At 59.4% G+C, this 23,717-nt stretch carries 34 protein-coding genes; 8 read left to right on the forward strand and 26 right to left on the reverse strand.

All coding sequences use genetic code 11. The features are described from left to right. Positions 1–2 precede the first annotated feature (2 nt). From ACIK7D_RS05645 to ACIK7D_RS05740, 20 genes are all read right to left on the reverse strand, one after another. Positions 3–2,267, reverse strand: a complete 2,265-nt coding sequence (locus ACIK7D_RS05645) for a hypothetical protein (protein ID WP_400155790.1) — start codon at positions 2,265–2,267, stop codon at positions 3–5. A 12-nt stretch (positions 2,268–2,279) separates the two neighbouring features. Then, on the reverse strand, positions 2,280–2,945 hold the full coding sequence (locus tag ACIK7D_RS05650) for a phage tail protein I (RefSeq protein ID WP_400155791.1): 666 nt from the start codon (positions 2,943–2,945) through the stop codon (positions 2,280–2,282). After that, positions 2,942–3,889 (reverse strand): baseplate J/gp47 family protein, encoded by a 948-nt coding sequence (locus ACIK7D_RS05655; protein WP_400155792.1) that lies wholly within the window; start codon positions 3,887–3,889, stop codon positions 2,942–2,944. The genes ACIK7D_RS05650 and ACIK7D_RS05655 overlap by 4 nt, the downstream gene beginning before the upstream one ends. A gap of 2 nt (positions 3,890–3,891) precedes the next feature. Beyond that, positions 3,892–4,269 carry a GPW/gp25 family protein gene (locus tag ACIK7D_RS05660; protein WP_112207653.1) on the reverse strand — a complete coding sequence of 126 codons (378 nt, stop codon included), beginning with the start codon at positions 4,267–4,269 and terminating at the stop codon, positions 3,892–3,894. Continuing rightward, positions 4,220–4,417, reverse strand: a complete 198-nt coding sequence (locus ACIK7D_RS05665; protein WP_400155793.1) for a hypothetical protein — start codon at positions 4,415–4,417, stop codon at positions 4,220–4,222. The genes ACIK7D_RS05660 and ACIK7D_RS05665 overlap by 50 nt, the downstream gene beginning before the upstream one ends. 9 nt (positions 4,418–4,426) lie before the next feature. Beyond that, positions 4,427–4,981 (reverse strand): phage baseplate assembly protein V, encoded by a 555-nt coding sequence (locus ACIK7D_RS05670; RefSeq protein ID WP_333898837.1) that lies wholly within the window; start codon positions 4,979–4,981, stop codon positions 4,427–4,429. Continuing rightward, entirely contained in the window at positions 4,981–5,727 is a 747-nt protein-coding gene (locus ACIK7D_RS05675; RefSeq protein ID WP_400155794.1) for a hypothetical protein, read from the reverse strand. Before ACIK7D_RS05675 ends, ACIK7D_RS05670 begins: the two co-directional genes overlap by 1 nt. Before the next feature lie 8 nt (positions 5,728–5,735). Beyond that, positions 5,736–6,113 carry a hypothetical protein gene (locus ACIK7D_RS05680; RefSeq protein WP_400155795.1) on the reverse strand — a complete coding sequence of 126 codons (378 nt, stop codon included), beginning with the start codon at positions 6,111–6,113 and terminating at the stop codon, positions 5,736–5,738. A gap of 1 nt (position 6,114) precedes the next feature. After that, positions 6,115–6,438 (reverse strand): DUF2190 family protein, encoded by a 324-nt coding sequence (locus ACIK7D_RS05685; protein ID WP_080841902.1) that lies wholly within the window; start codon positions 6,436–6,438, stop codon positions 6,115–6,117. 75 nt (positions 6,439–6,513) lie between these two features. Then, positions 6,514–8,175: a hypothetical protein gene (locus ACIK7D_RS05690; RefSeq protein WP_400155796.1), complete on the reverse strand. Its 1,662-nt coding sequence runs from the start codon at positions 8,173–8,175 to the stop codon at positions 6,514–6,516. Positions 8,176–8,273: 98 nt separating this feature from the next. Next, positions 8,274–8,924, reverse strand: coding sequence for a hypothetical protein (locus ACIK7D_RS05695; protein ID WP_400155797.1), 651 nt, complete (start codon positions 8,922–8,924; stop codon positions 8,274–8,276). After that, positions 8,911–10,455 carry a phage portal protein gene (locus tag ACIK7D_RS05700; protein WP_400155798.1) on the reverse strand — a complete coding sequence of 515 codons (1,545 nt, stop codon included), beginning with the start codon at positions 10,453–10,455 and terminating at the stop codon, positions 8,911–8,913. The genes ACIK7D_RS05695 and ACIK7D_RS05700 overlap by 14 nt, the downstream gene beginning before the upstream one ends. Next, positions 10,455–10,649 (reverse strand): phage head-tail joining protein, encoded by a 195-nt coding sequence (locus ACIK7D_RS05705; protein WP_112200667.1) that lies wholly within the window; start codon positions 10,647–10,649, stop codon positions 10,455–10,457. The genes ACIK7D_RS05700 and ACIK7D_RS05705 overlap by 1 nt, the downstream gene beginning before the upstream one ends. Then, positions 10,649–12,430: a phage terminase large subunit family protein gene (locus tag ACIK7D_RS05710; RefSeq protein ID WP_400155799.1), complete on the reverse strand. Its 1,782-nt coding sequence runs from the start codon at positions 12,428–12,430 to the stop codon at positions 10,649–10,651. The genes ACIK7D_RS05705 and ACIK7D_RS05710 overlap by 1 nt, the downstream gene beginning before the upstream one ends. Next, positions 12,345–13,079, reverse strand: a complete 735-nt coding sequence (locus tag ACIK7D_RS05715) for a MerR family transcriptional regulator (RefSeq protein WP_333898844.1) — start codon at positions 13,077–13,079, stop codon at positions 12,345–12,347. The genes ACIK7D_RS05710 and ACIK7D_RS05715 overlap by 86 nt, the downstream gene beginning before the upstream one ends. Before the next feature lie 161 nt (positions 13,080–13,240). Continuing rightward, positions 13,241–13,810 carry a hypothetical protein gene (locus ACIK7D_RS05720; RefSeq protein WP_400155800.1) on the reverse strand — a complete coding sequence of 190 codons (570 nt, stop codon included), beginning with the start codon at positions 13,808–13,810 and terminating at the stop codon, positions 13,241–13,243. A gap of 245 nt (positions 13,811–14,055) precedes the next feature. Further along, complete coding sequence (locus ACIK7D_RS05725; protein WP_400156020.1) at positions 14,056–14,790, reverse strand: transcription termination/antitermination protein NusG; 735 nt, start codon at positions 14,788–14,790, stop codon at positions 14,056–14,058. Further along, positions 14,732–16,000 (reverse strand): helix-turn-helix domain-containing protein, encoded by a 1,269-nt coding sequence (locus ACIK7D_RS05730; RefSeq protein ID WP_400155801.1) that lies wholly within the window; start codon positions 15,998–16,000, stop codon positions 14,732–14,734. The genes ACIK7D_RS05725 and ACIK7D_RS05730 overlap by 59 nt, the downstream gene beginning before the upstream one ends. Further along, positions 16,000–16,293 carry a hypothetical protein gene (locus ACIK7D_RS05735; RefSeq protein WP_010970900.1) on the reverse strand — a complete coding sequence of 98 codons (294 nt, stop codon included), beginning with the start codon at positions 16,291–16,293 and terminating at the stop codon, positions 16,000–16,002. The genes ACIK7D_RS05730 and ACIK7D_RS05735 overlap by 1 nt, the downstream gene beginning before the upstream one ends. After that, positions 16,290–16,931, reverse strand: a complete 642-nt coding sequence (locus ACIK7D_RS05740; RefSeq protein WP_400155802.1) for a hypothetical protein — start codon at positions 16,929–16,931, stop codon at positions 16,290–16,292. The genes ACIK7D_RS05735 and ACIK7D_RS05740 overlap by 4 nt, the downstream gene beginning before the upstream one ends. A 41-nt stretch (positions 16,932–16,972) precedes the next feature. On the opposite strand from ACIK7D_RS05740, the gene ACIK7D_RS05745 reads away from it, so the two are divergent. Beyond that, entirely contained in the window at positions 16,973–17,443 is a 471-nt protein-coding gene (locus ACIK7D_RS05745; protein WP_400155803.1) for a hypothetical protein, read from the forward strand. 32 nt (positions 17,444–17,475) lie between these two features. Here ACIK7D_RS05745 and ACIK7D_RS05750 read toward each other — a convergent pair whose 3' ends face one another. From ACIK7D_RS05750 to ACIK7D_RS05770, 5 genes are all read right to left on the reverse strand, one after another. Beyond that, the gene (locus ACIK7D_RS05750) at positions 17,476–17,856 is read right to left on the reverse strand and encodes a DUF4031 domain-containing protein (protein WP_367354099.1); all 381 of its coding nucleotides are present in this window, start codon (positions 17,854–17,856) and stop codon (positions 17,476–17,478) included. After that, positions 17,853–19,238 (reverse strand): SAM-dependent methyltransferase, encoded by a 1,386-nt coding sequence (locus tag ACIK7D_RS05755; RefSeq protein ID WP_400155804.1) that lies wholly within the window; start codon positions 19,236–19,238, stop codon positions 17,853–17,855. The genes ACIK7D_RS05750 and ACIK7D_RS05755 overlap by 4 nt, the downstream gene beginning before the upstream one ends. Then, positions 19,238–19,483 carry a hypothetical protein gene (locus ACIK7D_RS05760; RefSeq protein ID WP_174022775.1) on the reverse strand — a complete coding sequence of 82 codons (246 nt, stop codon included), beginning with the start codon at positions 19,481–19,483 and terminating at the stop codon, positions 19,238–19,240. The genes ACIK7D_RS05755 and ACIK7D_RS05760 overlap by 1 nt, the downstream gene beginning before the upstream one ends. Next, complete coding sequence (locus ACIK7D_RS05765) at positions 19,480–19,977, reverse strand: hypothetical protein (protein WP_112495673.1); 498 nt, start codon at positions 19,975–19,977, stop codon at positions 19,480–19,482. The genes ACIK7D_RS05760 and ACIK7D_RS05765 overlap by 4 nt, the downstream gene beginning before the upstream one ends. 209 nt (positions 19,978–20,186) lie before the next feature. Continuing rightward, entirely contained in the window at positions 20,187–20,447 is a 261-nt protein-coding gene (locus ACIK7D_RS05770; protein ID WP_182590475.1) for a carph-isopro domain-containing protein, read from the reverse strand. Between the two features lie 86 nt (positions 20,448–20,533). Here ACIK7D_RS05770 and ACIK7D_RS05775 point away from each other — a divergent pair, with 86 nt between their 5' ends. Further along, the gene (locus ACIK7D_RS05775; protein WP_400155805.1) at positions 20,534–21,241 is read left to right on the forward strand and encodes a helix-turn-helix domain-containing protein; all 708 of its coding nucleotides are present in this window, start codon (positions 20,534–20,536) and stop codon (positions 21,239–21,241) included. Positions 21,242–21,550: 309 nt separating this feature from the next. Here ACIK7D_RS05775 and ACIK7D_RS05780 read toward each other — a convergent pair whose 3' ends face one another. After that, on the reverse strand, positions 21,551–21,766 hold the full coding sequence (locus ACIK7D_RS05780; protein ID WP_400155806.1) for a hypothetical protein: 216 nt from the start codon (positions 21,764–21,766) through the stop codon (positions 21,551–21,553). Between the two features lie 236 nt (positions 21,767–22,002). Here ACIK7D_RS05780 and ACIK7D_RS05785 point away from each other — a divergent pair, with 236 nt between their 5' ends. The 6 genes from ACIK7D_RS05785 to ACIK7D_RS05810 are packed head-to-tail and all read left to right on the forward strand — an operon-like array spanning position 22,003 to position 23,706. Beyond that, positions 22,003–22,416: a tellurite resistance TerB family protein gene (locus tag ACIK7D_RS05785; protein WP_400155807.1), complete on the forward strand. Its 414-nt coding sequence runs from the start codon at positions 22,003–22,005 to the stop codon at positions 22,414–22,416. Positions 22,417–22,418: 2 nt separating this feature from the next. Continuing rightward, the gene (locus tag ACIK7D_RS05790; RefSeq protein WP_400155808.1) at positions 22,419–22,565 is read left to right on the forward strand and encodes a hypothetical protein; all 147 of its coding nucleotides are present in this window, start codon (positions 22,419–22,421) and stop codon (positions 22,563–22,565) included. Positions 22,566–22,624: 59 nt separating this feature from the next. Next, positions 22,625–22,816 carry a hypothetical protein gene (locus ACIK7D_RS05795; protein WP_112200742.1) on the forward strand — a complete coding sequence of 64 codons (192 nt, stop codon included), beginning with the start codon at positions 22,625–22,627 and terminating at the stop codon, positions 22,814–22,816. A 55-nt stretch (positions 22,817–22,871) separates the two neighbouring features. Further along, complete coding sequence (locus tag ACIK7D_RS05800) at positions 22,872–23,102, forward strand: hypothetical protein (protein ID WP_400155809.1); 231 nt, start codon at positions 22,872–22,874, stop codon at positions 23,100–23,102. Positions 23,103–23,160: 58 nt separating this feature from the next. After that, positions 23,161–23,343 (forward strand): hypothetical protein, encoded by a 183-nt coding sequence (locus ACIK7D_RS05805; RefSeq protein ID WP_400155810.1) that lies wholly within the window; start codon positions 23,161–23,163, stop codon positions 23,341–23,343. A gap of 30 nt (positions 23,344–23,373) precedes the next feature. After that, the gene (locus ACIK7D_RS05810; RefSeq protein ID WP_174022781.1) at positions 23,374–23,706 is read left to right on the forward strand and encodes a hypothetical protein; all 333 of its coding nucleotides are present in this window, start codon (positions 23,374–23,376) and stop codon (positions 23,704–23,706) included. Positions 23,707–23,717 lie beyond the last annotated feature (11 nt).

Genomic DNA, 23,717 nt, shown 5'->3' on the forward strand with positions numbered 1-23,717 from the left:
CCTTAGAGTGCGGCAATGAACGCATCCTGCACGAACGGCACGGTTGCGACATTGTTTGTGGTGGCAGCAGGGCGCATGCGAGCGGCATTCGCCGCTGCGCCGAGCGTATAGGTGGAAAGATAGGTCCGACGCGCAGGACGCTGCGGGTCAATCGTGATTTCCGTTGTACTCGGGTTGACCACCGTATTTCCGACCATGATGGCGGGCGTGAAGGTGTGGCGGTCAGGATCGAAGCTATCCAGCGTGTATTGCGTCTGGATGCTTGTCGTGGAGAACCCGAACGGAAAGCTGTCGCTGACGGCCCGCATGGTGTTGCGGTTGCGGGCAACGCGGGAAATCGCTTTTTGATCAAGCTGGATCATCGGCTGCAAATCAGCCGTGCCCATCATGACCATGCGCAACTCCACCGACGCAGGCAACCCAACAAGCGGGTTCGTCGCCGGGTCGCCGTCATCCAGTTCCGTCCAGACGGTCGAACCGGAAGGCCGGATTTCCCAACCGAGCGTACAGCCGCCCGGCACCCAACCCGCAAACAGCATGTCGATCTGCGTCATGCCGTCCGCGAGGTTGAGCGCCTGCATCGGAATGACCGTGCGCGGACTGCGATAACGGGCGGCATTCAGGCGGAAGCAGATATCCGTTTCCGTTGACCCCTGAGCAAATGCGCCGTCTGTCGTCAGGAACTGCGTTCCGCCCGTATACTTGTTCGAACCGGAGATATGCAGAGCGTGCGCGCCAGTCGTTACGGTGACGAAAGCATACCGCTTACCGCTTTCCAGCAGCGTGATCGGAAGCACCGCCTTGTTCCAGCCGACAACAAGATTGGCATGGTCCAGTTTTCCTTGCGCAAGCACCGCATCGAAACGCGGCATCCCCCCGGTCGTGGTTTCCACGATGAAGATATGCACGTCGCCGTCAGCGCCGACGCGGGCAAACGACAGGTCAAGGCTGGTCACTTGCATGGGCTGGGCCACAAGGAAGGACTGGCCATAGATGGAGCCGTTAAGCCCCACTTCTTCCGTGACATATTCCCAATAGGGTTCGCTATAGGCTTCATAGCGGACCTGCCGGACACCATAGGTCTGGTGTCCCGGACCGTTGTTCACGCCGACATAGACGACCTCGAAAAGCTCGCCGTTGACGCTCAGCATTTGCCCCACCCTGGAATCGCCCCCAAGGCCGGACCAGCCAGCGGCATTCTCGCAAGCGCCCATAGTCGGACCGTAAGTGATGCGGACCCGCGAAGCCTCTTTGCGGATCGCCGTCACTTCCGTATGTACCAACTGAGAGATATTCAGGGTGCTGTCCAGAGACGTGTTTGCAATGCGCGTCACCTCGTCAAAGGCTGGCACCATGCGGCGACCGCGAAACGCAATCTTCGGATCGTCTTCCGCCTGCACTTCAAGGCGGGCCTGCGCTTCGGCAGCAAACCCGAACCGGATGCCCTCTTCGATCCGCGCCAGCCAGTCAACATGCGCCATATCCCAACGATCAGGGATCAGGCCGTCATCGAAAACAAAGGCGCGCGCCTCGTCTGGAAGATCGACTTTCAGCCGGGCCGCGCCGATATCGCGCTGCATCTGCCGGATGACTTCACGGCGCGGAATTTCGGTAAGCTTGCCCTGAATGTTGACGATCTGCGTTTCAATCGTCTCTGTCCGCATGAAGAGGCCGTCCAGATCGACTTCCAACGCTGTAACGCGGCCTTCGACTTCATAGAGTGTCTTCACGCGGTCGCCGTTACCCGGCTCGATGGCATCAATCCCGGAAGAGGTCAGCAGCACGAAGGCAATGCATGCATCCGTCGATGCCACCACCGGCTTGACCGGAACCGGGTTCGCTTCGCCCGGCTGCACAATCAGTTCGACAACCCGGCGGATTGTCTTCGGCGTGGTGCGGTTTACGATGACGCTGGTTTCGGGATCGTCGGACGTTTCAAACGGACGCGTTACCGTGTCGGTCACTTCCTTGCCACGCAACAGCACGGCAACCCAACGCTGGTCTGAAGCTGCCGCCGGGATATGAAGCTGAAGGTTCATATCGGTCGGCGCTTCCTGCGCAAAGACGATTTCCCCGGCGACATAGCGGCCAGCCGAAACCGTGATTTCCTGCGCCGATTTGCGGGCAACCGTGAAGGCGGCCCAATGGGCCGGATAGCCGATGGCGTCCAGCCAGAGGCCGTCCGTCGCGGCCTGCGCCTGCAAGCCGATGGCTTCGAAATCCGCGTGATCGGCGATTTCAGCTTCTGCAAAGGAAGTGCGCTGCATGTGTCGTTACCCTCAATCCAGCCGCTTGCGATCCATGTAACCGCCGATGGCATGGCTTCCGTCGATGAAAATATTGTCGTTAAAGGTGATGCCGCGCCGCCATGCGAAGGACACCGAATAGAGTGTCTCCGGCGTCTTGGCGGTCGTCATGGCGCGCTTGGCGCGGCGGATGGGTTCGAGGTCGATGGCCGTCATCGCCGCCTGCCCGAAGGCGCTGCGGCCAATCTGGAAACGATTTTTCGGTGCGGTCAACGAAACGCGGACAAGGTAATGCGCAACGAATGACTGATGCGCTATCGGCGTCCGGCCTATCACCGCGCGCCCAAAGGTGAAGCGGTTCGGATGTGCGATGCGATCCACGATTTCCGCATCAACAAACGCAAGGTAGCGTTTCAGCCCGGCAAGCGTGCCTTTCAGCGCGCCCAAGGGAGAGGCGGGATAGAGTGTCGAAACCCCGGCGCACTGCGCAATCATTTCCCGCTTGCGCTCTTCGGTCCAATCATCAAACCAGAGATCGACGGAATGATGCACGGCCAGCCAAGGCAGGAACCGCGCGGGCGTCTGGTACGGGTCCATCAGAACCGCAAAGGGTATCGGCAGATCATCCGACATACCGGAGGCAAGCGCCTTTTCGAATGGCTCCGCCGATGACGGCAGCAACACACCTACGTCGCTCATGCCCGCACCTCGACAGCGATGTTAAGGCTGGTCATCACCGGCACCTTGTAGGCGTCGGGCTGGATGACGACCGGCGAGAGGTCGCGCACCCTGATGACACCGTCACCAAATGCCGCCCCCGAAAACAGGGATTCGGGGATTTCGCCACCAATCAGGATGCGGGCGGTCGCCGCTGCGGTGACACGCTTTTCCGCTTCCTGCCGGACGATATCCGCAGACGGCCCAACGGCCGGAATTTCGAGGACAAGCGAGACCGCATATTCCGTCCGCCCGGCGGCCATGACCGAGATAGCCACGGCTTCCGGCGCACGGTTCGGGTTTGTTACCGACGCCCGGACTGCTTCCAGCTCCAAACCTGTCGGAAGCCTGCCCATCGGGCCGATAACAACAACATCCGTATCACCGCGACGGCCATGGACTGCCCGGCCATTTACTCGCGCATCCCAAAGGCCAAGGGCCTTGTCGGCAGACTGCGGCCAAGCCGTCCAAGCATCATAAAGATATCGACCGGCAGAACCGGCGGACGGCAGATCGTAAGACAGCAGGTAACGCCGCAACAGCGCGTCATCGCCTTCCATGATCGCCGCTGCATTCGCGGTTGCGGGAATCACGGTCAGGCGGAGAATGTTCCGGTTTGCGGCGATGGCATCCAGATTGGACCCCTTCGCATATGCCGCCAGCAGCGACCGGAAGGTGTCATTGACATTCTGCCGGTCCAGAAGGCGCAGGTATGACCACGCTTCGCCGACGACGCCCGCCGGGTCAGTTTCGAGATCCTGCACGTCATATTCCGGTAGGGACGGATCGACCGCCCGCAGCGTGTTCCAGAATGCGAGGAAGCGGACCTTGAATTCGCTGTACAGCGTTTCGAAATCCAGCGGGCTAATCGCATCGGGCAACGGCAGGCGGGAAACATCAATGGTCGTCGGTGCGTAAATCGCCATGGTCATTTGCCCGGATAAATGACGCGGACGCTGGCGCTCTCCGCAATGGAGTAATCGCCACGATGGCCGCGAGGGTAATAGGTGCCGAAGATATCGAGCGCGATGACGCCACCGGCATCCGCTTCGGTTACGCGCCCGGCAGTCATGCGGAAGCGCGGTTCCCATTCAAGGATTGCGGTTGCGGCGGCAGAGTAGAGCGCAAGCACGTTCCGCCGCGTCATCTTGCTGTCTATGAAATCAGGAACATTGCTGCCGAAGGTCCGCCGCATGACGCGGGAGCCTTTCGGCGTTTTCAGGATTTTGCGGATTGATTGCTGCGTATGCGGCCAATCATTCAGCGGTGCGCCGGTCTGGCCGTTTACGCCGGTTGAGCTTGCCATGGGCGCTATCCTCTTTTTCAGGGAAAACGACATTGCCGAAGGGCGGCGCAAGCTCGCGGGCTTCGTCGTCGGTCAGGGAGATGGTTTCGCCAGCCGACCGCCAGCGCCCGGCGATTTCGCAGCCGGTTCGAACCTTGTAATTTTTCATGGGCGTTCCTCAGTCCACCGCGAAGACTTTTTCGGAGCCTTCGACAATTGGCCATTTGCCGGATGAAGACCCGGACATGACATGCACAAGGTCGCCGATCCGGGCGACACGCTTGCCGCCGTCACCGCCAAGCCGCACGTTCGGCGATTCAACAATCACCTTCGGCGACGTGACTTTCGCCTGTCCCGCCGATGCTTCAATCACGGTATCACCGACCTTGATATGAAACGGCGTGTCACTGTTCTCGCGGGCGTTGTCGTCGCTGTAAGTCGAAAAATCTATCTGCGCATCAGTCAGGTCGCCGTTTTCGGAAACAACATCCACCTGTTCTCCGACGCTGTAGAGGACATCCACCTTGACGCCACCGGCGGCAAGGGTTCGCGCCTTGATCCATGGCGTCAGGTAAGGCTTGCCGTCTTCCTGTTCCGACAGTTTGACGCGGTATTTGGATTTGTCGTCGCTGACTTCCGCAATCGTTCCCTTGCGCCGCCGGTTGCGGTTCCGGCGCTCAAGTTCGGCCATACGGACATAAAGTTCTGTGATCTGGTCCACCAAAGTCGCCATTACGGAGACCCCTCATAAGGCGTGATCAACAGGGCGTCGGCCTCGTCATGGATAAGACCGTAGCGCCGCATGGCGGTCTGCAATTCACTGGCATCACCGGAAAGATGCGCCCGCATGAGGGCGATCTTTTCCACCATGGACGGATCATTGGGAACAAGGTCGCTTTCGCATTTGGCAAGAAACCGGGCGAAGGGCGAACCCGGCTTGAGTGGTTCCCCTCGCAACGGTTCGGCGACCATGTTGGCTGTGATTTTCAGTTGGTGCGCAGCAAGCCGCATGCCGTTCGTATCGCCGCTGATGCGCGACCGCGAGGCGGATTGAAACGACAGGCAGAGAGACCGGAAGATTTCCGCCCATTCGTTCTCCGGGTCATTGAGGGCATCGCCGGTCTGGCGAAGCGCCATATCAAGATGAAACTCAAATGTTGCATCCGTCGCAGGCATGCCGAGAATAACGCTTTCGTCCGTCTCGGCGTCGGTGACCGCGTGCGCCGTGGTTACGCCAGCCTCAAAGACGATATCGAGTTGCCCCGGCGAGGTCAGCGAGCGAAGCTCAAGACCTTCCAAAAGCTTCGAACCATCAGTGTAAACCGAGATAAACGGCTTATCCTTATCGGTTCGCAAGGAGCCATCGGCAGCGATATCGAGCACGCCGATTTCGCTGTCCAGCACGTTTTCGCCAACGACCGTGTTTCCCTTGATCGCCTCCACGGCGGAGATGCGGGCGGCAAAACGGATAAAGGACATGGAAGCTCCTAAATCTCTTTCAGGGCGACAGCGATAAGGTTGCTGTGCCGGTCGCTGACGAAATCAACCGACCAAGCCGGTTCGCCAACCCGGTCCATCGCACGCACCCGGTCACCGGATTGAAGCGCCGGGCCTTCGTAGGTCGAGCGATCAATGAAAAGCACGGCATCCGCCGCAGCGAAGCGGACACGATGAGGGCCGCTAACGGCATTGCCTGCCGGTCGCGTTGTGTCGTCTTCCGTGTGAAGGGCTTCGCAGCGGATGACGATCTTCGGGCGGTCCGGGTCCGCCCTGCCGTTAGCCATGAACGACAGGCGGACCGTTTCGCCAAAAGCGCCGCCAACCTTCCGGTCAACGGCAGCTTCCAGTTTTCGCCAGTCCACCATCTTACTGATGCAAGATGAGGTCGCCAGTCGCCGATGGATTGGCGGCGACGGCGGCGGCGTAACCAACCTTGGTATTCGCGCCAGCATTATCGGCGGTGGTCAGCTTGGCACCATCCCAATAAAGAAGTGCGCCTTCGGTCCATGCCTGCGCATTCGTCTTGGGCAGGGTGAAGACGCCTTCCCGGGCGAGATTGACGCGCTGGCCAGCCTTGGCGGAAAACTGCGCCACGCCGAACAGCTTGCCGACAAGAACGCCGTCGCCGGAATTGACATCGGCGGGCGCAGTGACTTCCACCGTATCGGCGGGGCCTCGATAATTTTTCATGGTGATCTTCCTTGCGATCAACGTGAGGGGAGAGGGAGAGCCGCGAGGCTCTCCCAACGAAGTCAGGCGGGCGGGTTACGCTTGGCCGGGGTTGCGATAGCCGAAGCGGAAGTCGGTCGCGCCGCAACCGAAATCATGTTCCACCGACATGCTGAAACCCTGAGAGCCGAACGGCTCGTCCATGCGGACGCGCGGAGCCTCGTAACCTTCGAGATAGCCCCAGCGGTAATTGGAGCCGGTCACGGGATCGGCGAAGAGATTCCAGGAATTGTCCGCAATCTGCGACGTTTCAACCAGTTCGAACTTGCCGGAGAAAATGTTGACCGTGGAAACCGTTGCAGGCGTGATAGACGCCAGCAGCTTTTCCGCTTCGGTCAACTGGTTCGGGCCGACCAGCATGATGCGTGCAGGGTTTGCAAGCAAAGGCTTTTTGTCGATGGACTTTTGCAAACCCATCGCCTTGCGGCCATCGCCGACGCTATCAACCGTGATAGCCGAACCCGCTGCGGCGAGGTTTCCGTGGTCAGCATGGAAGACATCCTTGCCGTCTGCCAGCTTGCCATTGAAAGCGCCGGCATAGAAGGTGACTTCTTCGAACAGGGCGACCGATGCACCATAGCTGGTCAACAGTTCGGCGATGGCGCCAAGGTCGTCATTGATGAGCATGGGGCGGCTGATGTTCAAAGCGATGGCATAGCTGAATGCCTGCACGGCTTCCTTGCCTTCACCGAACGACCCGAACTTGATCTTGCCGTTTTCCAGAATCTTTTCCAGCATCGGAAAATCGCCGGTCTTGACCACCGTATCCGGGCGGAAGTCGCGGAAGTTCTTCTTGCGGGCAAACCGCTTGAAGGTCGGCTGCGCCAGTGCATAGCGCTGTTCCAGCGTGCGATTGACAGCGCCTTCGAAGATCACGGGGAAATCCGAAGTCGAATGCGAAGCACGCATGAAAATATCGTCAATGTCGCGCGCATTCAGCATACGGCGACCGCGATAATTAATGCTGTCGGCAGCGATATCGACCAGACCTTGGCCCATATACTGCCGAGCGGCGGCGGACGGACCGGCCTGCGGGACCGGCGCGCCGAGACCATAAGCAAGCGCTTCGACACGGGCCGAACGGAGGGTATCGGCTTCGTCGTTGCCAACATGGACGCGAACGCGGCTGTCGGTCGGGGTGGAGCGCTCATTGGTCACCAAGTGATCCAGAAGCAGGCCCCGGAAGCTTTCCAGAGAAGTGCCGGAACGGATATGGTCACGCGCGAAGTCAGGGAAACCCGCACGCGCCGCCAGATCATCGATAGTCGTCACGCGCTCGCGTTCGGCCCGCTCCGCGTTCTGCGCAACCGCCTGCGGGCTGGTATTGACTGGCGTGGGAGCCGGACCGCCGCGCTCCGCAGTTTCGAGCGTTGCAATCCCGGCGCGGACGCCATCCAGTTCCGCAAGAATGTCCGAATGCTCTTTTTCGATGGCGCGGGCAGCTTCATCGGAAAGACCTTCCACCAGTTCCTTGCGCTTGTTTTCGGCGCGCGTCGTCAGGTCGGCGGCGGTCGCCCGCAGGGCCAGCAGTGCCGGGGTGGCCTGATAGACATGATCCAGCATGCCGCGCGTCTGCACGAATGCATCGTGACCGATCAGCGAGGCCGCGTGGGAAGGGTCGGCGGAAAGAATGGTGAAGGCCAGACCGAAGCAGACGATTGCGGCGACGGTCGCGAAAACATATGCAGCCTTTTTCATGGCGTGCGGTTCCTTTTGTATTACCGGGCAGGACAAGCGCCGTCGCCCTGCATCCCCGGTGGAAGTCAGGCGGCGAACTGAAAAAATTGGAATGAGTGTCAGCCGAAGCGGCGGGCCTCTTCGGCCATACGCATGCGGGCGGCACGAAGGCCGTGACCGGCGGCAGACTGGATAGAGAGCGGGAAGGTGGCTTCGCTGGACCGGACCTGCGCGCCGGGATCGGCGGGAACAGTGACAAAAGAAATCTCGTTTGGCGTCCAGCGCTCCACGAAAATCTTTTCGACCTCGCCTTTCTTGGCCGCTTCCTCCACCCGGATTTTATCGATGGAGTATCCTACCGACACATTCTTGATGATCTTGTCAGAGACCAGCCCGAACATGCGGTCGGCGGCAAGATCAATCCCGGCCTTCGGGAAACGGATGGTCGCCCATCCTTCGCCCTTTTCGATCCATGCCCGTTCAACAACAGCGATCTGCGAAAAGGTGGACCACCGGGAATGGCTGTCCAGAACCGGCGCACCCAAATTCATACGCGTGAGGTCCAGCGCCCGTTCGCTGACGACAAGGATTTCATCGAACGGGACAGCCGTGTCCCATCCGGTATAGCGCAGGCGGCGCACCGCCGCGCCGGTCGTGAATACCAGCGTCACGGTGCGCGCCTCTTCATCGATAGAACCGATATTGAGGTCTTGCCCGCGAACCTGCATCGGCAGGGACGCAGGGGCTTTGCGCAGTTCAAGTTTCGTCATCGTCGGGTTCCTTGTCGTCTTCCGACTTGTCGTCGGGCGGGTCGTCTGTTTCGTCCCGCTGCTGCACCTGCCCGGCCTGAGACATCCGCCGGGGGTCGCTGTCGAGAACAAGCTTGCGCTTGTCGATCTTGGCCGCGTCGGACGCGATTTCGTCCAGCACGTCATCCGGGTTTTCACCCATCTCGGCGATAACGCTGGACAGAGAGCGGAAGCCCGAGCGAACTTCCTTGATACGGGCGTTCACATCTTTGAGCGGATCGGCGGAATAGAAGCGCGGCGGCGACCACTCCACGGGAACCTTGGGCGTCTTGATGATGCCAGCGAAGTAAGCCGCTTCGCAGAACCAGTCCCAAATAGGCTGCAACAGCATCGGAATGATGATGAGCCATTGAACGGCGGAGATCGTCCGGCGGAAGCCTTCAAGCCCAACCTTGCTGGACGAATAGTTCACCTTGTCGAGCCGACCGGACAGGATCGCATGAGGAACGCGCCAACCTGCGGCAATAGTGTGCAGCATCGAGTTCTTGTACGGATCATAGCTGTCCGTCACTGCCGGTTGCGAAAACTCAATGCCCCGACCACCAACGGCATTATAGAACATGCCCGGCTCGAATTTTTCGACACGCCTGCCGTTCACGTCATAGATGCCGGGCTTGGTGGGCTGGCTATCCGTCATTGGCATGCCAAGCTGGTCGGCTTCGTCGCCGCCCGTCATGACGCCAACGATACAGGCTTCCAGCCGCTTGCGCGTCAATTCCGATTGCTCGTACGACGCCAGATCGTAGGTATCGACCATTGCTGGCGCGCCCCACGGTGCGCCCATCACCTGCGTCCGCTGCTTCTCGAAAGCATGGGCAATATCGGACGCCGGAACCGGCTTTGAAACAATCGTGGATTTCGGGTCAAAGAAGCTGTTGCCGGGATGCGAGCCGAACATCCAATAGGCGCGCTTCCTGCCAATCGCGTCAAATTCGATACCTTGAATGATCTTGCCGCCATCGGAAAGCACGCCTTCCTTGGTGGTGTCGATCAGGTCCGATTCCAGCACCTGTATTTGCAGCGGAACCGGCAGGCCATCTTCCAGCCTGCGGCGGCGGCGTCGGATCAGACCGTTACCGCTCTCAAACATTTCGCGGCCCGCGAGGTTGATACAGCCGTTGAAATCAAGATCGCCGTCCGCATCGCAAACCTTGCTCCACTCCGCAAAAAGCTTGTTGAGCTTTTTGTTCTTCGAACGGGGAATGATGCCGTCACCGATAGCGTGGGTGACAAGTTCGTGGATCGCCTTGGCAGCGTAAGGATTGTTTCGGGCGAGATCGCGCATGCGGTCCCGAAGCGCCCGACCGGCGCGCGCGATTTCCGCGTCCGCCGATGTGGATGGTGCGCGCCTGCCGGATTTCAGGCGGCTGGTTTCTGCACCAGCATATGCGCGTGACATGACGGCCAGCGCGGCGCGGTGCTTTACCCGCCGAAGACCAGCTTCGGGCGAGAAATAACCAATGGTCCGGTCAAGAATGGTCGCGAGGCCCATCAGTCGAGCGCCGCGTAAATGGTGCGGGAGCCGCCCGACCGGGTGGATTTCAGGGCGGCGAGTGCCTCCCTCATGTCTTTGAGAGAGTGATATTCCACCTCGCGGCGTGTGCCGCCAGAGTGGAATATCACCTTTCGCGCGCCCATTGCGATTGCATCTTCAAGCGCAGCAATTTGATCGTCTGTAGTCGCCATTATGCAAGCCACTCCGGTTTCGCGATTTCTTGTGTGTAGGTGGCGACCGCCGGTTCCGGCGGCGTCGAAAGCTCGCCCTCGCGGTGCGCCCAATTGGCATTGACCATCTGGCGGGCGGCGAAGGCATAAACGGTGCAGTCAAGCGCCTCGTGGCGTCGGCCCGGTATCGGGACGAACTGGCGGCTTGGCTGGCCGCGCAAATAGCGGACTTCCATCTTTTCGCCCGCAAGCTGCTCGTACCAGACATCCGGCAGGTCTTTCGAAAACCGGATGGACTTGGGCCGGGTCAGCCTGCCGAAAATATGGCTCTTGATGCCGTCCACGCCGACGATGAAAAGGCGTCCGCCCTTCACGTTCGTTTTTGAGCGCTCAATCCATGGCCGGTTGCCCGCAGCGCCCTTGATCGCCAGAACACGGCGATTAAAGCGCGGGAACGCGAAGCGATAGACCGTTTCCATGGTCTCGCCGTCCGAGCTATCGACGCAAACAGCATCGACCTTGATCTTGCCACCAAGGGGATGGTCCCATTGCGTGGTCAGAGCAACATCCAGTTCGGCCCATGTGGTATGGTCATCGTAGCGACCCCACACAACGGTATGGCCGAGAACGTAAGGGATGCCCTCTTTATCCCAACCGACGAAGGTTGCTTCTAGACGATCATCCTGCACGTCCACGCCGACGGTGATAATCAAGACTTGGACCGGGATATTTTCCAGCCCGAAATCTTCGGCGCGGCCCGCAAGCTCGATATCGTCCAGTTCGTCGCCGTCCTCTTTCCACCCTTGGGCAAGGATGGTGTTGACGAAGGTTTGAAGCGTCGAAGGGTCGTTTTTGACCGTGACGAATTCGCGCGCCAGCCGCCCCCAGGAGGCGTTAGGCAGAAGCGATATCAGGGCGTTCATGCGGAAACCGGCATGATCCTTGATTTCCGGTCGAAGAGCGCGCCAGCGGCCATTCGCCACCATGCCCGGCTTGTGCCGTTCCTCCACAACAGAACCGCATTCGACGCAAACATAATACGCCTTTTCCGGTTCGCCTTCGGGCCAATGGATATCGGCCCATGTGATTTCATGGAAGTGACCGCACTCGGGGCAAGGCACCTCATAAATTCGCTTGTCCGATTGCTCATAGGCCCGCAACACATGGCTGGTCGCCTCGTAAACAGGCGTCGAACCCATGACAATCTTGCGGTCCGCAAAGGACAGCGTGCGGCGTTCCGCCAGCAGGATCGGCGACCCTTCCTTCGTCGCATCCATGCCGTCCGCCTCGTCAATGAAGAGGATGCGGACATTGTGACGGCGCAGGTTGCGCGGTGCCTTGGCGGCAATGACTTTCAGGAAGCCGCCGGGAAAGCGACGGGCAAGAAGGGTGTTGCGTCCGCCTTCGCTGGTATCGCCGGTCAAAAGACCGCGAAGCGCTGGCGACGCATCGAAAATCGGTTCAACGTCCGAAACCATATAGTCGCGGCAGTCGGCCTCTGTCGGCAGAAGCGAAAGGATCGGCGACGGGTCGTTCGAACAGAAGCTTGCCATGGCGCTGGTCAGCAGCGTCGTGAAGCCGACGCGGACCGGCTTGACCAGCGTTACCCGCTCAATCGCGCTATCGCCAATGGCGTCGGCAATTTCACGCTGCGGAGGCCACAGCCGAACCTTGCCGGTCAGCGATGAAACGCCTTCCGGCAGATGGACGGTATGTTCAATCCATTCCGACAGCCGAAGTTTCGGCGGCGGCAACAGGCTGTCCCATACCGCTCGCCGCAATGTCGCCAGCGCCGTTGTCATCGTCCTCGTCACCAAGTTCGGTAAGCGCCGACCGGATTTCTTGGCCGATCAGGTCCACATCGTAGGTCGTGAGATGCGGAAGCATCTGCCGACAGCGAGAAGGCACCGACAGAACGGCGTTGCGGATGCGTCGGCCTATCGAAACCCACTCGTTTCGCACGTCCGTCATCGAAATCAGTTCGCCGCGCATGGCCGCGTTTTTCATGGCTGTCTGGTCTGCCTGTTCGCGTGCCAGTCGGGCGCGTTCGGCTGTCAGAACATCCGCGCCATCACCGCCGCGACCGGCGGCAACACCACGCAAATGCTCACAGTAAAGCTGGATAGACTGGCGAAGATCGAAGCGATTCCGTTCTGTCTTCACCACGATTCCACGCTCTACGAAATCCGATACCGCCCGCTTCGAAACCTTCAGCAGTTCCGCCAGTTCGGACGCGGTGATTTCGATATCGAGCGAGGGCTTTTCCGGTTCGGCAGGTGCCGTTTCTGTAAGCAGCGGGAGGCTTTCGCCAGCTTCCGCATGTTTCTTGTGCGATTTGGCCGCGAAACTCGGGCTGACGTTGAACTTTGCCGCCGCCTCCCGGACCGTGTGGCCCTCGTCCATGAAGGCCACGACCTGTTCACGCAACTCGTCAGGATAGCTCTTTGCCATCTGATTCCGATTCCACTGAAAGGGCGGTGGAACCCCCCTATAATTTTCTTCACAGAGCGAAATCCCGCAGTCGCCCACACCCGCTACTTGGCCTCTCTTGGGGGAGGACCCGACCGAGGGGGGGTATGGGGCGGGTCAAGGTCGGGGGTCGGGGTGGCCGGTCAGGGGACCAGCTTGGCAAGGGCGGCTTCGACCCGCTCTTTCAGCAAGGGCGCTGCTATGCGCTGGAATGCTTCCGCTGTCGCGCCGCTCGTCATTTCCTGCGGGATGAAGACGCCCGAGCGGGCAAAGGTGATCTTCGTGCCTGAGCGGTTGAGCCGGTAATAGGCATGGCCGTTGAACTGCGCCACCGGCTTTCGGTCGGGGAACTGTCCACCACGCAGGAACGCGCCGGGATAGAGCGTCGGCTTTCCGAATGGCCGAGCCAAGACACCAGCTTCGGTTTCCTTCGGGCGTAGATATTTGAGGCGAATGTTTCCGCCCCGCGTGGTCATGTCATAGACGTAGCGGCCCGGCTTCGCGGTTGCCGGATTGCCGATGGCCTTGACGATGGTGGCGCGCGGCAAGCCCGTCTGTTTCGTCAGTTCGCGGATGACAACGGTTTTCGTTCTGTTGCCGACCTGATTGACGATACGCGGCAGAACTGTCGGGAAGCGCCTTTTCAGTTCGGCTATCCGGTCGCCGTATTCCGCAAGATTGCGGTCGGCCCACTTCATGGACAGAACAGCCATCGTCAGATTTTCCCGGAAGTTGCCTACACCCTATGCAAACGAAAAAGGCGACCGGGTTAGGGTCGCCTTCGCTCAAGTCCGCCGATGATATAGCTGTCGCACTGGCCTTGAATCGGTCTCTCTGGCGAGAGCGTCAAGGCAGGGTCCGCCCCGGCTTACCAGCGTGGAGGTTTTTGGAACCCCACTCGCCGGTCGAAACCGGCGCGCCTGCACAGGATCAGCAGATCATCCTGCGCTATGCATAGTCACAACTGTTCGAGCAATGCAAGAGGGGCTTCGATGGTCGAAACCTTGCCGAACACTTCCACCGCCACCACAGCGCCGGTAGCAACGCGCTCGCCGTCAACGGTCCGATCCTTGCGCAATTTCAGGATGGTGCCGCCGAAACTGGCGAAGGGGCCAAGCACGAAACGAACCTTATCGCCGCGCTTGAACTGTTCGCAGTGCTTCACGTCAGGCGCAGTATCGTCATCGCCGAAAGCCTTGAAACGATTCATTTCCTCGTCTGATACACGATGAGGGTGAACCATCCCGCCAACGAAGCCCGCGACACCTTCCAGCCGGGCAATACCGCAGACTGCGGCGGGAGAATAGACGATGTTGACCAGTACATATCCCGGCAGAAGAGGACGCGAGACAGCAGGGATAATGCGACCGCGAACGACCGTTTCACCGATGGTTTCGAGCGGGAGAAAAACTTTCACGCCAGCTTTCCGAAGGGCGTCTTCAACAGCTTTTTCCGCCTTATGCTTCGTCTCCACCACGAACCATTCGTGTTTTCCCGGCTGATTCTCCGCCGCCATGGAAAGCATGGTGACGTTGAGTCGCTTCGTGTTCTGCATCTGGTCGAACAGAGACGCGAAACGCGACAGGTCATAAAGCTCCGGGTTGACCGGCTTGCTGGCGGCATAAATCTTCACGTTATGCATCATTGGTGCGTCCCTCGCTGATGGTGGAAAGAAATTTGGAAAGCGCGGCATCAACTGCCGCTTCGAGATCGTCAGCCCCGTCATCGACCGGGGGGAAGTAAACCCATTCGGGCGGATGCTCGATAAAGGGCCAGCCGTTGCGTTCATGCAGGCGCTTCCATGCGGCGAACACATCGCTGTCGCGATGCACCTGCCGGAAGTCCTGCACCAATGGGAGAAGCGAGAGCGACGTGTTGAAAGGCTCGCGGCGACGGGCAAGGTCGCGCATGGTGTTGACGAGTGGCCAGCCATTGTCACGGCGCTTTTCGAACACAAGCTGTTCGCGGGAAATCATGCCCTTGGCGATGCGGGTTTCGTCAAAGCTGGTCACATACAGCAACCCGGTCGGCTCTTTCGACAACGCCTCAAAGCGCGTCCCCATCCAGAGCTTGCCACAGACCTTGGCAATCCCGTGGGTGTTGATCGGCTCAGCAAGAACATGTTCCGGCAGGTCGCGCCAGTGACGGTTTTTGAGGTAGACCGCTGCGGCCATCAGGTCGGCGGGCTTGGCCCAACGAAGATAGGCGGGCGTCCGCTCCACGCACTCGGTCCGATCTTCCGGGGAAAGAGCGAACCATGCGTTGCGGGCATATTCGATATCGCCCTTTTTCCACGTCGCAAACCACAGCGTGAAAGCGTGCTCTATCTTTTTTCGATCAACCTTTTTCAAAACTCCCTCTTCCGCGCCAGCGGCTGGAGAGTTTTCTGGAATGTTAGTTGGAAGATTCTTATCTTGGTGGAACTCCTCCACCACCTTCCGGTCGTCATTTCCACCACCTTCGGGAACCATTTCCACCGCCTTTTCCGGCGAACGTGGTGGAACGGCTCCACCACCTTGGAAGGTGCGGGCATCGTCTGAACGTGGTGGAGGATTTCCACCACCTTCATTGTCTTCGCTGCTGGCGGCATTGCCGGAAAGGTCGCGTCCCGGCCACCGCGCAACGTATTCGTTCCGCTTCCATTTCTGGCCGCGAAAACCGTGCTGCGTGACGACAATCCAACCGCTTTCTTCGGCGATTTCGAGGTGTTTCAGAACGGTTTTCTTGTCGAGGCCCGTCAGGTCCACCAGTTCCGAAATCGGCGGATAGCAGGAACCGCCGGTCGCATCCATTTTCAGGCCAAGCGTATGCAGCACAAGGCGCGTGATCGGCGGCAGGCCGGATTTACCGACCGCGTGACGCCAAGACCAAGCACGCGACATTGCGCCGTGATCCGGTTCCATCACTGTGCACCGCCTTTCCGCACCACGTCGCGCAGGAAAGAGCGCACGGCATGGACGCCGAGAACGACCGTATGCGGCAATCCGCCGTCCGGCAGGCGCGTGGCGTTGATAGCTGCGAATTCTACGTCCAGCGCGTCCACGCCGAGCGTAAAATGCGCTTCCTGCAAAACCCGGCGGATTGTGGTATGGTCGCGGTAGATGACGCCCTGCGGCGCGCGCAAAAGCCAGTCCGCGCGCGCCGCGTCCGTCTGGCAGTCCGCCAGAATTTCAACGATAGGCATAAGGTCGGTCATCGGCTGATTTCCCGCTCTACCTTGCGCGCCAGAGCGCGGTAGCTGTCCATGGCCTTGCAAAGATCGCCGTGCGCCCGGCGCTGGTCGGCAGCAGCCTTTTCGGCGCGTGCGGTCGCTTCCTCGCAAGCGAGGAACGCCCCTTCCACCAGCTTCGTCTCTTTCAGGAATTCATCATAAAGCGGGTTCGATCCTGCCGGGCCGAAGAACTGGTCGCGAACCTGCGCCACCCAATCGCGCGGAACGCCCAAATCCTTCGCCACGGCAGCATCCGTCCAGGGGGATTTGTAGGCGTCCTTGCCATAAACCTCGTCCAGCTTGTCATTGATAATCCGACGATCATCACGGGTCATTTCGCGGGGCTTGTCTGCAATCGTCGCTACGGTGTCCGCCATGGCTTTCTGTCCTTTACGCTTGGCCGGGCTGGCATGAATCGGGCAAAAATCCTTGCGCGGATTGTTGCCGACCACCCATCCCTTGTTCTGGAAATGCTGAGTTGCCGCGATTGGCGGCTTACGGTTGACCCCGGTTTGATGCGGGAAATAGGCGACAGCGCCGCAGCAGGCGCATGTGATCTGCATGGCCTTGGTGGACTTGTCGCCGTAGGAAATGGAAACTTCTGGAAAGATGCGGTCGCTCACCGGGAACCCCCTCTTTTCCACGCTTCGAAGTCCTTCCGAAAATGCAGGAAGGCGGCTTGCGCGCGCGGGTCATTGTCGATTTCTTTTTTGCTGGAAATGGCGAGGATGCTTTTCAACCGGGTGTCGGCCTGCATCTTGTCGCGCACCGGCCCGCCCGCACCCTTGATTTCAAGGAAGCGCTGGAAGGTGCGGTCGGAAAGCAGGATTGCGGCCTGCGCCGCGTATTTTTTCCGCACGGCGGCGGTTTGCTGCGCCTCCAGCTGCTTTTTCAAGTTCCGAACGGCATCAGAAGCCCGACCGATAAGGCCCAAGAGAAAGGCGAGATTTTCCGCCGCCCCGCAAATCAGGTCGCGTTCGTCCGGCAGGGCGTCGGCATGCAGCGTGCAGATAAGCGCCTCATCACCCGTCGAACGGCGGGCGATGACTGCGATATTGTTCCCGCGTGGCTCGAAAGCCCATACGTCGCCGTCGATGCGCGCCGACAGGTAGCGCAGGCGATCAACGGCTTTTAACTCGCGAGCGCGGGCAGGATCGACAAGACCCGTCATCGCGCACCGCCTTGCCGCGCACGAATACCCTCAATCGTGGCTAATCGCGCCCGCGCGGCCTGCGCTTCATCCTCATTCCCGGCAGCAAGGGCACCGGCAAGCCGCAGCTTGGCCGTATGAATGACCGGGCCAAACCTGTCAGTCTCGATAGCCCCAAATTTGACCGCAAGGGCGCGTTTCGAAAGCGCGATATCGAAATGAACCCAACTGGCATTTCGATGTTTGCCAAACGAAAGAACAGGATGCCCCTGAATCCATTTGCGCGGCACGCTTATGCGGTCCGCCATGGCAAGCAGTTCATCATCCGAATCCGCCCACATGTGGCACATGACCATGTTTCCGAAGGGCGCGCGCATGTCGTCAACGTAAACGCTCATGCCGCCTCGCTTTCCGATGTAACGGCGGGTTGCTGAGGCTGGTAATCCTTCCAGTCCACGCGGCGGACAATGGTGGCGCTGCCGTAGTTTCCGGCCTCGTCACGTTCCCAAACGAACCATGCCGTATTCATGCGGCTGCTGGCTTTGTTTCCGTCCCATCCGTCGCGGTGCATCATCGGGAGGCGGCGCTTGAAGACGTAGACGCGCGCGGGCGGGCAATCGTCCATGACGAAATTTCGGTCATCGTCCGCGAACCCGCACAGGAAATTCAGATTGAGCAAAAGCGCCATCTTGCGCGGCTGGTAGACCCGCAGGGCATGAGCCACGAAGGCATTCAGCACGTCACCGTAGGGCGGATTGGTGACGATATCGTATGAACCGGGTTCGTCCGGCTGTGATATCAGGAAGTCCTGCACAGCCTGCAATTCGCCATTGCTGTCCGCCGTGCCGTAATCGTTGATATCGGCGAGCACGACGCCGTAGTGAAACGCTTCCAGCATGCGCGAGATGGCACCGCGCCCGCAGGCTGGTTCCAGCACACATGCGGAGAATTCTTCCAGCGCCAGCAGCGTAAACATCGCTTCCGGCGGCGTCTCATAGAGGTTTGCCCCGCGCTCTTCTTTCGTGGCGCTGGCCGTGCCGACCGCCGCACGAAGATTGGCTTTCGTCGGTTCCAGCCCGGCGGCAAGCCGCGCCTGAATCGCCCGTTCGACAATGCCGGGTTCGCGATGTTCCGCCGCTGCGAGTTTGCGGGCGTCGTGAATTTCCTTGCGGGAAAGCCCGGTATCGACCGCCGTTAACCCGTTTCCATCGGAAACGGGTTTTGGCCTGCCGCCCTTGGAAACTTCACCCGCCGCCCGCGCCTCGTCCCATTTGTCGGCAATAAGGATTTTCGCGCGGGCTTCAATCAACAACGCGTCGGCCTGCATGCGCCGGGCCTTGGCGACCAGCTTTTCCGTTGCGCCGATCTGTTCCGCAAACTGTGCGGCGGTCTTCGCCTGATTATAGGCGACCGATGCCACGATGCGGGCGTTCATTACGTCGCCTTCATCCAGCAGCGCACGCGCCCGCTCTACCGTTGCGACCAGCCCGGAAGCGTCCGCGACCGGCACCACGGCAGTTTCCGTTCCGCGTTCCAGCATGTCGCCCGGTTCCGCAATACCTTCAAGCATCGCCAGCATTTCGCGGGCGCGGTCGGTCGGGTAATAGGTTTTCCCGTTCTTCTTGTCCCGCGTCAGATAGCCGTTGCTGACTGACTTGTTTGCCGCAACGCCCTGCTGTTGAGATTCGACCGTCACCGCGCCGTCACGGACGGCGGCGGTGATGACGACAAGGGCGCTTGGGCCGGGCTTGGGGAGTTTGACTTGTTTGTAAGGGGCCATCAGTGCGCCCTCATCAAACGGTCAAGATACGCCTGCCCCAAGCCGGTCAGTTTGGCTGTTTCGCCATCGGCGGTAATATGAACATAGCCGCAGCGGCGGCACTCTTCGGCGAGCCGCCGCCGAACGGGTGTATAAAGTTCCAGCTTGCCGCGTTGGAACTTTACCTCGCGCAAAAAGCCCCTTGCACTGTCTGACAAGGGGCGATTCATCAATTCGGTGATAGCCGGATCGGTCAGAGGCTTCATTCCGCACCCCCGACAACACTAAACCCAACTTTATGGCCGCCCTTGGCTTTCACGCTGGCGAGCGCCTTGCGGAGCGCGGCTAGACCCGCCTCCAGTTCCGCCGCGTCCCGGTCCATCTTCGTGGCCTCGGCGGGCGTTACCATCATGTCGGAAATCGCGACCGCGCCACCGGAGATCAAATCGCCAGCCTTCCGCACCATGTCGGAATAGGCGACGACGACGCACTGTTCGGCGGCGCGCTCGCCTTCCGGGTCTGACAACCGCCGCCCGTTCAATTCGGCCATGGCAGAGGTGACGACCGGCACACCGCATTCGCTTTCCAGCGCATAGACAGCGTGCAGCGGCATCAACTCCGGGTCGGTCGCGTTGTTCATGCGCCCGATATGGCTTTTCGAAATGGAGGAAATATCCGCTGCACGCTCGATACCGCCCACGAGGCGGATAAGGTCACGTTGCGCGGCTTTGATGCGGTGAAACCATGCGTTTGAAATCATGAGACAATACCTTTCCCGCGCCGGGAAAATCCCGGCGTTTTTCCCGTGGTGGGAATTGATTGGAGATGAGAGTTTCAGGGCATCAGGAAGTTACGGAGGCCCACATGCAAAACGAGAGTTGCCCGCGCCGGGCGAGAAGAAGGAAAGCGCACCGGCGCGGGTCGCAGCAGGCCGGGAGGATTGGCCGCGCGAAAGAGAAAAGAGGCCGTTCATTCTGCGGCCTCATGAAAAAGTTGCGGAAAGACGTTGCCCCTCGCCGCGAGGTTTGCCGAATAGATCGCCGAAACTTCCAGATTGGTAAGCGCGATGATGATTGGCCAATGGCGATCTGGAATCCCGCCTTTCGCCCACTTGTAAACCGCATCCTTAGAGAAGGGATCGACAGTCAACCGGCTCGCGTCCGCAATTGCTTTGGGGCCGCCAGCGCGGCTGATGATTTCAGCAATTGTGAGGGTCGGTGTCGTGTCCATGCACGCACCAATAATGGATTTAAAATCCAATTACAAGGCAACAGAAATCCAAAACGGAAAATAACTCCGGCTCTATGATGGCAAACATGAATTGGTGGCACAGATTACAAGAGGCGATGGACGCCAAGGGCTGGAAGAAGAAGGAGCTTTCGAACCGCTCCGGTATTCCCTATGACAGCGTAAACAAATATCTGCGCGGAGACATCAGCCAGCCTCGCGGTGATACGCTGAAAACCTTGGCTAATACCTTGGGCGTTTCCCATCTTTGGTTGAGAGATGGCATCGAAGTAGCAGACCATCAAAACGTCAAGCCCATTCAGGGCCAACTTGTCGCAGCCGCCGTCATCGGCAGGGTCGAAGCCGGAACATTCCGAGAAGTTGACGCCTTCGATCAAAGAGAGCGAGAACTAGTCTCAGTGCCGCCAGATGATCGGTTTCCCCATGCGCGGCAGATGATATTCGACGTATCCGGGGACTCGATGAACGACCTGAAGCCCCGCCCAATCCTAGAAGGCGACAGAATTGTCGCCGTATCGTTCGAAGACATTGCCAACGAAGTGGTGCTTCGGGATGGAATGGTGGTCGTAGTGGAGCGCTCAAAGGACGGCGGCATGACGCGTGAATGGTCCGTCAAACAGGTGGAAATCTATCAGGACAGGACTGAATTCCACCCGCGCTCTACGAACGCAAGACACAAGCCGATCATAATAAATCGGGACTACTCGGCGGACGACGGCACACAGGTTGAGATTATCGCACTTGCGCGCCGCATCATAAACGACCTGTCGTTTTAAGAGAGCCAGCGGCGTTTGTTTGCCGTGAACTCGCGGCACGCCTCGCTAATCTCAGCAATAACCCAAGGCTGGGGCGGTTCACACATTCGCATGTTCCCCGCGTCATCTAGAAAGCTAATAACAGGGATGACGTGAAAGCTATCATCGTCATCCGACCCAACAGGCGCGATCCCCGCCACCCTGAAAGAATAACCCCGGAAACGCCGTCTGAGAAAGTCAGAGAAATGCGCCTCTGAAGCCGCTATCTGGTGGCGCTTCGGGTATGGGGGAACAATAACAAATTCCAAAACTTCGGTTTCCCGCATGGCTTTACTCCTTTACTCCGATCAGTTGGGCAATCGGATTGCCGCAAGGGCCACACGCAAACGGGATTTGCGCTAGGAAGCCGCTTTCAAGCAACTCATCCACGTCGCGCGGGCTGTCATCGCCCGGAGGGATTTCGATGGCCTTAGACGTCTCCCGAAGGCAGTTTTCACACCGCAGAAACAGCGTGAACGTTTTATATTTCAACAACGCATAGCCCATTTTGTTCTCCTTCCGTTCTAATATTTGCAAAAACGGGTGGAGAGTCGAGTCGTTTTCGCGAGTTGGATTTTATTTCCAATTATAGATTGACAAACGCGTAATTGGATTTATTTTCCAACTCATCCGAGCCGCTAAACCTCTCTGCGGCGCGGCAGACTGCCGGGCGGCGCACCCTCGAAATGTGAACATGCCGCCCGGCTCCCTCAACGAAAGAAGGATGGAGCCTTATGCTTGCAATGTTCAAAAGCCTCGTCGGAGACAAGGCAAAGAAGTTTTCCGGCAAGACTGATTTTCTAGAAGCGGTTTGCGCCGCGTCGGCCCTCGTCGCCACTGCGGACGGCGACCTTGACGATAGCGAACTCCTCGCCGCCGTCGCCGCTGTGAAATCCAACGCCGCCCTTTCCGGCGCGTTCGATGCCCGAGCCATCGAAACCACGATGGACAAAATGTGCAACCGCGCCGTGGGCCGCGTGGGCAAGGCTGGTCTTTTCAGAGAAATCGAAGACATCAAGGCCGACCACGACATGAGCGAAACCGTGCTTCTGGTCGCGCTGGACGTGGCGGACAGCGGCGGCATTTCCGACGACGAAAAAGCAGTGCTTGCGAAGATCGCGTCCACTGTCGGGCTTGATCTGGCCAAGTACCTCTAACCATGGCGACCGCGAAGAATATCGCCTTGGCGACGGCGGCGGGCCTTCTCGTCACGATGCAGGCCCTCTTCTTTTCCTTCGCCATGGACCTCCTTTCCAGCGTTCTGCTGGTCGCAATCGGCTTCGTCGCAGGCCGGTTGTCCCGCTGAAAAGCCCTCCCGAGCATGAGGCAAAAAGGCTCACCCCAACCCAATCAGGAGATACCGGAATGCGCATCAACACCGCGAACGACACCGAATTGACGCAGGCAATGGCGGACGCCATCCAGCGCGTGGGCGAAGGCTGCACGAAAGCCGACCTTCGGGAATGGTTCACCGCCGATGAAATCCACCGCTGCGGCGATGCAGCTATTGCCCGCTTCCACGACATGCGCGTTCAGGACGCACGCGAGGCCGCTTGATGCCGTTCGGCGATGGCCTTCGGGCCATCATCCAACAGCATCAACGGAGAAAGACATGAACAAGGAACGCCGCAAGGAAATCGCCCGCGCCGCCGCAATGATTGATGAGGCCAAGGGCATATTGGAAACCTGCCGCGACGAAGAGCAGGAATATTACGACAACATGCCGGAATCATTTCAGGACGGCGAAAAAGGCAGCACGGCTCAAGAGGCGATTGACGCGCTTGAGGAAGCCGTTTCCAGCCTCGAAGACATCACCGCCAACATCAGCGATTTCACAGCCTAGTCATCCGCTCCGGTTTCCGCCTCGCGCGAGGCGGTTTCCCGAACGGATGGAGACAGCCTTGATCCAGATTTACCCCATGATTCCGACAGAGCGCCCGCATCAGGCAACGCCGCCCTATGGCCGGTTCTTTCTCGCCTGCGCTTGCGCCGTCCTCATCCTCGCCATCATCGGCGGCGCGGCGCTTTGCGCCACCAGCATCGCCGAAATCAAGCGCCACCACACCGCCGCCGGGCGCGCGTGACCATCCTCCAAACCACAAGGAACCATCCGCATGAAGAAAATACGCGATGCCTCCACCATCATCGGCATGTTGGAAAACGGCCAGCTAAACCCCGCCTTTTCCGCCGAGATCGGCCAGACGCTGGAAAAGCTTTCGGACATGTCCGAAGCCAACCCCATGCAGAGCTTTAAGGGTTCCGTGACCCTGAAACTCTCCCTGTCCGTCAAGGACGGCATGGTGACGATTGCTGCCGACATGGAATCCAAAACCCCGAAGCTGCCGCGCAAGAACTCGGTGTTTTGGGTTGTCGAGGACGGCGCGCTTTCGACCGAACATCCCCGCCAGCACGACATGTTTTCGCCGCGCGAAGTCTCCGCAAGCTGATTTCCCAACTT

This window comes from Agrobacterium sp. P15N1-A, assembly GCF_044626815.1.
Classification (GTDB): Bacteria; Pseudomonadota; Alphaproteobacteria; order Rhizobiales; family Rhizobiaceae; genus Agrobacterium; species Agrobacterium leguminum.

What these genes read in the sequence shown, in the direction of transcription:
- ACIK7D_RS05690 (WP_400155796.1), bottom strand. Translation starts at nt 8,175, where the DNA reads ATGAAAAAGGCTGCATATGTTTTCGCGACCGTCGCCGCAATCGTCTGC.
- ACIK7D_RS05715 (WP_333898844.1), bottom strand. Translation starts at nt 13,079, where the DNA reads ATGGCAAAGAGCTATCCTGACGAGTTGCGTGAACAGGTCGTGGCCTTC.
- ACIK7D_RS05710 (WP_400155799.1), bottom strand. Translation starts at nt 12,430, where the DNA reads ATGACAACGGCGCTGGCGACATTGCGGCGAGCGGTATGGGACAGCCTG.
- ACIK7D_RS05700 (WP_400155798.1), bottom strand. Translation starts at nt 10,455, where the DNA reads ATGGGCCTCGCGACCATTCTTGACCGGACCATTGGTTATTTCTCGCCC.
- ACIK7D_RS05725 (WP_400156020.1), bottom strand. Translation starts at nt 14,790, where the DNA reads ATGCCGCGCTTTCCAAATTTCTTTCCACCATCAGCGAGGGACGCACCA.
- ACIK7D_RS05745 (WP_400155803.1), top strand. Translation starts at nt 16,973, where the DNA reads ATGCAGGAAGGCGGCTTGCGCGCGCGGGTCATTGTCGATTTCTTTTTT.
- ACIK7D_RS05670 (WP_333898837.1), bottom strand. Translation starts at nt 4,981, where the DNA reads ATGGCGACTTTGGTGGACCAGATCACAGAACTTTATGTCCGTATGGCC.
- ACIK7D_RS05660 (WP_112207653.1), bottom strand. Translation starts at nt 4,269, where the DNA reads ATGGCAAGCTCAACCGGCGTAAACGGCCAGACCGGCGCACCGCTGAAT.
- ACIK7D_RS05675 (WP_400155794.1), bottom strand. Translation starts at nt 5,727, where the DNA reads ATGTCCTTTATCCGTTTTGCCGCCCGCATCTCCGCCGTGGAGGCGATC.
- ACIK7D_RS05810 (WP_174022781.1), top strand. Translation starts at nt 23,374, where the DNA reads ATGAAGAAAATACGCGATGCCTCCACCATCATCGGCATGTTGGAAAAC.
- ACIK7D_RS05775 (WP_400155805.1), top strand. Translation starts at nt 20,534, where the DNA reads ATGAATTGGTGGCACAGATTACAAGAGGCGATGGACGCCAAGGGCTGG.
- ACIK7D_RS05780 (WP_400155806.1), bottom strand. Translation starts at nt 21,766, where the DNA reads ATGGGCTATGCGTTGTTGAAATATAAAACGTTCACGCTGTTTCTGCGG.
- ACIK7D_RS05645 (WP_400155790.1), bottom strand. Translation starts at nt 2,267, where the DNA reads ATGCAGCGCACTTCCTTTGCAGAAGCTGAAATCGCCGATCACGCGGAT.
- ACIK7D_RS05705 (WP_112200667.1), bottom strand. Translation starts at nt 10,649, where the DNA reads ATGGCGACTACAGACGATCAAATTGCTGCGCTTGAAGATGCAATCGCA.
- ACIK7D_RS05790 (WP_400155808.1), top strand. Translation starts at nt 22,419, where the DNA reads ATGGCGACCGCGAAGAATATCGCCTTGGCGACGGCGGCGGGCCTTCTC.
- ACIK7D_RS05735 (WP_010970900.1), bottom strand. Translation starts at nt 16,293, where the DNA reads ATGACCGACCTTATGCCTATCGTTGAAATTCTGGCGGACTGCCAGACG.
- ACIK7D_RS05685 (WP_080841902.1), bottom strand. Translation starts at nt 6,438, where the DNA reads ATGAAAAATTATCGAGGCCCCGCCGATACGGTGGAAGTCACTGCGCCC.
- ACIK7D_RS05655 (WP_400155792.1), bottom strand. Translation starts at nt 3,889, where the DNA reads ATGGCGATTTACGCACCGACGACCATTGATGTTTCCCGCCTGCCGTTG.
- ACIK7D_RS05665 (WP_400155793.1), bottom strand. Translation starts at nt 4,417, where the DNA reads ATGAAAAATTACAAGGTTCGAACCGGCTGCGAAATCGCCGGGCGCTGG.
- ACIK7D_RS05730 (WP_400155801.1), bottom strand. Translation starts at nt 16,000, where the DNA reads ATGGAACCGGATCACGGCGCAATGTCGCGTGCTTGGTCTTGGCGTCAC.
- ACIK7D_RS05755 (WP_400155804.1), bottom strand. Translation starts at nt 19,238, where the DNA reads ATGGCCCCTTACAAACAAGTCAAACTCCCCAAGCCCGGCCCAAGCGCC.
- ACIK7D_RS05650 (WP_400155791.1), bottom strand. Translation starts at nt 2,945, where the DNA reads ATGAGCGACGTAGGTGTGTTGCTGCCGTCATCGGCGGAGCCATTCGAA.
- ACIK7D_RS05800 (WP_400155809.1), top strand. Translation starts at nt 22,872, where the DNA reads ATGAACAAGGAACGCCGCAAGGAAATCGCCCGCGCCGCCGCAATGATT.
- ACIK7D_RS05720 (WP_400155800.1), bottom strand. Translation starts at nt 13,810, where the DNA reads ATGGCTGTTCTGTCCATGAAGTGGGCCGACCGCAATCTTGCGGAATAC.
- ACIK7D_RS05770 (WP_182590475.1), bottom strand. Translation starts at nt 20,447, where the DNA reads ATGGACACGACACCGACCCTCACAATTGCTGAAATCATCAGCCGCGCT.
- ACIK7D_RS05750 (WP_367354099.1), bottom strand. Translation starts at nt 17,856, where the DNA reads ATGAGCGTTTACGTTGACGACATGCGCGCGCCCTTCGGAAACATGGTC.
- ACIK7D_RS05760 (WP_174022775.1), bottom strand. Translation starts at nt 19,483, where the DNA reads ATGAAGCCTCTGACCGATCCGGCTATCACCGAATTGATGAATCGCCCC.
- ACIK7D_RS05795 (WP_112200742.1), top strand. Translation starts at nt 22,625, where the DNA reads ATGCGCATCAACACCGCGAACGACACCGAATTGACGCAGGCAATGGCG.
- ACIK7D_RS05765 (WP_112495673.1), bottom strand. Translation starts at nt 19,977, where the DNA reads ATGATTTCAAACGCATGGTTTCACCGCATCAAAGCCGCGCAACGTGAC.
- ACIK7D_RS05680 (WP_400155795.1), bottom strand. Translation starts at nt 6,113, where the DNA reads ATGGTGGACTGGCGAAAACTGGAAGCTGCCGTTGACCGGAAGGTTGGC.
- ACIK7D_RS05785 (WP_400155807.1), top strand. Translation starts at nt 22,003, where the DNA reads ATGTTCAAAAGCCTCGTCGGAGACAAGGCAAAGAAGTTTTCCGGCAAG.
- ACIK7D_RS05695 (WP_400155797.1), bottom strand. Translation starts at nt 8,924, where the DNA reads ATGACGAAACTTGAACTGCGCAAAGCCCCTGCGTCCCTGCCGATGCAG.